General features: G+C 35.2%; 4 protein-coding genes. All 4 read right to left on the bottom strand.

Going from position 1 to position 4385, the window contains the following annotated elements; genetic code table 11:
• Positions 1–86: 86 nt before the first annotated feature.
• Positions 87–1043: a glutathione S-transferase family protein gene (locus GSA01S_RS09445; RefSeq protein WP_066126933.1), complete on the bottom strand. Its 957-nt coding sequence runs from the start codon at positions 1041–1043 to the stop codon at positions 87–89.
• Positions 1044–1381: 338 nt separating this feature from the next.
• Positions 1382–1876 (bottom strand): phosphoribosylanthranilate isomerase, encoded by a 495-nt coding sequence (locus GSA01S_RS09440; RefSeq protein WP_066126930.1) that lies wholly within the window; start codon positions 1874–1876, stop codon positions 1382–1384.
• Positions 1877–2515: 639 nt separating this feature from the next.
• Complete coding sequence (locus GSA01S_RS09435) at positions 2516–3535, bottom strand: virulence RhuM family protein (protein ID WP_066126934.1); 1020 nt, start codon at positions 3533–3535, stop codon at positions 2516–2518.
• A 422-nt stretch (positions 3536–3957) separates the two neighbouring features.
• Entirely contained in the window at positions 3958–4293 is a 336-nt protein-coding gene (locus GSA01S_RS09430; protein ID WP_169792695.1) for an ATP-binding protein, read from the bottom strand.
• Positions 4294–4385 lie beyond the last annotated feature (92 nt).

Raw genomic sequence — 4385 nt, 5'->3', positions numbered from 1 at the left:
AACTTGAACCGTCAAGTTAACGCCATGTTGGGCGCACCTAGACAAAAAATCGCCTGTAGAAATGTTCTCCAGGTGATTTTCTATATCTAAATGTCTAAGCTAATTGTAGGACCTGCTGGAATAATACCGTTCGGGTTAATTGTAGGGTGGCTTCCGTAGTAATGGTGTTGGATGTGGTAGAAATCAACTGTGTCAGAAATACCTGGCATGTTGTAGATTTCACGTGTATAACGCCATACATTTTCAAAATCAGTTAAATGTTTAATATTGCACTTGAAGTGACCATAGTAAACATGCTCGAAACGTATTAAAGTCGGGAATAAGCGGATATCAGAAGTAGTAAATTTGTCGCCTAGTAAGAACTTGTTATCAGCTAAAATGCTGTCTAATTTCTCTAGGGCATCGAATACATGACCAACTTCTTCTTCATAAACTGCTTGATCTGTCGCAAAACCAGCTTTATAAACACCGTTGTTGATGTTGGGATATACATAGTTATCCATTTCTTTAATTTGGTCACGCAATTCTTCTGGATAGTAGTCGCCTTCTTTAGCACCAATTTCATCAAAGGCTGAGTTTAACATCAACATAATTTCAGATGATTCGTTGTTGACGATGGTATCTTTTTTCTTGTCATATAAAACAGGAACAGTTACTCGACCAGTGTACTCAGAGTCTGCATGTGTATAGACTTGGTGTAAAAAATCAGCGTTCAAGATTGGATCAGGAATTACACCTTGGTCTGGTGCAAATGTCCAACCGTTTTCTAACATGATTGGGTTTACGATAGAGATTGAAATTATATCTTCTAAACCTTTTAATTTACGCATCATTAAAGTGCGACTAGCCCATGGACAAGCGAGTGAGACGTATAGATGGTAGCGCCCAGCTTCCGCTTTAAAGCCCCCTTCACCAGTCGGACCTGGTGCACCATCTATTGTAATCCAATTTCTGAATTGTGAATCTTTACGTACAAAACGACCACCCGTTGATTTTGTATCATACCATTGGTCTTTCCAAACACCGTCTACTAATAATCCCATAATACCTCTCCTTTTAGAAATAATAATCAGTTTCAAACTATCTATTTCTATTGTAATATAATCGAAGACATATCTCACGTATTAGGGGTTGGTTAGGCTAACAGACCGTAAAACTCAAACACGAACTATAGAAAATTAAATAAAGCTAGATGACTAACATTTAAAAGTTAGCTGTACTTAACTACGCTAGATAAAAATTTAACCAAACTATATTTGTTATGAATAAGTAATATCGAATAATCAAAGCGCTATAACTCGCGTTCTCAAGTATATGTTAACTTAAAAGTGAAAGCTCCACTTAAGGTTAGGAAAAATACTTTTCTAACATTAACTCTTAGCTATATATGTTTTTTCAAAAATTCAATTTTCTTAAAATCTTTGTTGTTATTATTGTCATTTCTATAAGAATCCTTTGAAGATGCTTGATAGATTTTTAAAAACTGCCTTAGGTTGGGGAGACGAAATGTTATACCCTCTACTTGAATAAGGTCTAGGTCTGATACTTTTATTCCAGCAAAGTCGTATAGGGAATCAATGCTGCCATACTCTACACTAAGGCCGTTTTTTTGAAATTCATGTTCATGAAGGTCTATTAATTCATAGCCTAGGTCTTCCATGACTTTGGATATTGTACCCCAATTATAAATTCTAAGCTGGTCAGGAGCCTCCCATCCTCTTGGATCACCTGGAACATGAATGTCTATATCTGATGGCTCCCAAGAAGTTTTTGAAATAAACTCTAAACCCAAAGAGCCCATTAAAGTTGGCACAATTCCAACCTTGTTTAAATGTACACAAATTATTTTAAATTCATTAAATAGGTCTTTTTTCATTGGTCCTCCATGATAGTGTACTGCTTTGGCATTTTATTGCTTCTGTTTCATATTATTATGCTAAAAATCATAATTCGATTATCTAAATAAATTATTTTTTAAGACTTCTAGAGCCGTGTTTTGATAAAGTCCATAATATTGTGTAAAAAGAAAGTGACACTTATAAAAGTCAACTTAAAATCACGATTTGTCTCACTTAAGATTCCCCACTTTTTCGTGAGGAAAGTTTGTCTTTAATTCGATAAGAAGGTCCTGTGATACTAATGAGATAAGAATGAACCGACTAATCTTGAATACAATTTCGGATTAGTCGTTTTTTTATAGTTGAAGATTCATTCGTTTCATTTTATGATGCTTGAACTCTATCATGCAATAGACGCCAAGAAACCTCGTTCTTATACGATTTTTAACTTAGTTTATTTATCAATACTACGCACTCAGCGGTTCGCTGTCTCGAATCATTTCTTCACTTCTCATAAGTAATGCCACTGCCTCCACATGTGTCAACCTTAAGCTATGGATTGCTTTGGTTATGGTGGATAGGTGGTTTTGTTTGAAGATCCATTTGCTATCAACCTTCGCTTCAACCACTATTGATTTGAAAAACTACATATTCTAAAACAACAGGAAATAATCCCATTAGTCCTTTCTTTTATTCTCCAATTCCAATAAATATTTATCAAAATCTGACACAAATAGTTGGTCCTGAATCACACGATATTTTTCAAATTCTGTTTCAGCATGAATCTTAGCGATTTCACCTGAAACTTTCCCTGCATCTTGTAAAATTCCGTATTCGAACATTTCAATAAAATTATTAAGTCTCTTCTCCCAGTCTTGCATGGTAAGTGGGATATGCCTTAATGTCATAGTCTCAGCAAAATCCAAGTACGCCGTTACCATACGATTTAGTTGTTTTATTTCATTTTGACTTAAGTAGTTTTTGGCAATCGTTACATCACTTTTCTTAATCTTTCCGTCAGGCGCATCCGACCAAGTCGTTAATCCCATATGCTTTCTAGAGTGATTTGCTCTTTCTACAATCAATTCAGCTGCTGTGTGCCCATGAACTGCATAATGCATTTTATTTTGAACGGAAGCGTAAAATCGTCGTGTTGTCGCGGAATTTCTGTCGTAATCAATGGCTGTAGCATACAAATCAGTTACTTTTTGATAAAACTTTCTTTCGCTTGCGCGAATTTCCCGAATACGTTCTAACTGCTCATCGAAATATTTATCTGTCAGGAAGGTTCCGCGTTTCAGACGTTCATCATCCATGACCCACCCTTTGATGGTATAATCCTTTGCAATTTGATTCACCCATTTACGAAATTGGACTGCGTGTTCTGAATTAACCTTGAAACCTACAGCAATAATCATTTGAAGATTATAATGCAAGGTGTTACGAGCTACCTGACGAGAGCCTTCTGTTTGAACTATCCGGAATTTCCGGATAGTTGATTCTTTTTGAAGCTCTGAGTCAGAATAAATTTTTCCTACATGTTCACTGATCGTCCGAACGTCAACATCATATAATGTCGCCATCATTTTTTGTGTTAGCCAAATATTCTCATCTTCATAACGCAATTCTATATTGTTTTGCTGATCTCCGACAGAAGCAATATAGGTTAGATATTCCGCAGCGCTGGAACGAATCATTGCTTCATCCTTTTTCAATTCATTTCACTCCTTTCATATTTTAATTACCAAGCTATAATACATCTTTGATTCTGTTGCTATATTTTGAATGATAATCTTAAAACCATGATAAAGAAAAATAATATTTATTATAAATTCTCTTTACTTCGCACGACTGAAGCCGTCCACAGAAACATTTGTTCGCAACTATTGTAATATATTACTACTTCCCTTTCAATTAAAAGACAGCCCAGTACAAAAATAACTGAACTGTGATCGTGTTTAATAAGTCATCTGTGTTAATTATCACCCAACGAGTATAGACACTATCTTACATTAAGATCGTTGTGTGATTACTTAGATTCCTTGCAATTATTTAAGAATAAAGTAGACCTTAATAAATTACTATAAAATTCAACTTAAAAAATCACGATTTGTCTCACTTAAGATTCCCCACTTTTTCGCGGGGAAAGTTTGTCTTTAATTCGATAAGAAGGCCCTGTTATATTAATGAGATAAGAATGATGTAAAATACGATCGATAATTGCCTTTGTTAACATCTCACCTTGTCCCATAATGGTATGCCAATTATCGAAGGTTAAGTTACTCGTGAAGATCGTGGAGCGTTTTGTGTATCGCATATCAATCAATTGAAAGAATAACTTGGCTTCAAGAGAACTTATTTCATTAAATCCTACTTCATCAATCACAAGTAACTTATATTTGAAGAATAATTTTATTATTCGTTCGAGTGTTCCTTCATGATATGCCGTCCTCAAGGAATGGATTGGGAGTGGGCAAGAAGTAGAAAATCAGTTGATTTTCGATTCGTCTGTTTACCACCGGACAGTTGGGAGTAGACCATAAGTAG

Origin of the sequence: Globicatella sanguinis NBRC 15551, assembly GCF_001552295.1 — a bacterium.
Lineage (GTDB): Bacteria > Bacillota > Bacilli > Lactobacillales > Aerococcaceae > Globicatella > Globicatella sanguinis.
This window is presented reverse-complemented; position numbering and strand designations above follow the sequence as displayed.

Excerpts from the sequence above, each read along its gene's own strand:
- GSA01S_RS09445 (WP_066126933.1), bottom strand. The coding sequence starts at position 1,043 with ATGGGATTATTAGTAGACGGTGTTTGGAAAGACCAATGGTATGATACA.
- GSA01S_RS09440 (WP_066126930.1), bottom strand. The coding sequence starts at position 1,876 with ATGAAAAAAGACCTATTTAATGAATTTAAAATAATTTGTGTACATTTA.
- GSA01S_RS09435 (WP_066126934.1), bottom strand. The coding sequence starts at position 3,535 with ATGATTCGTTCCAGCGCTGCGGAATATCTAACCTATATTGCTTCTGTC.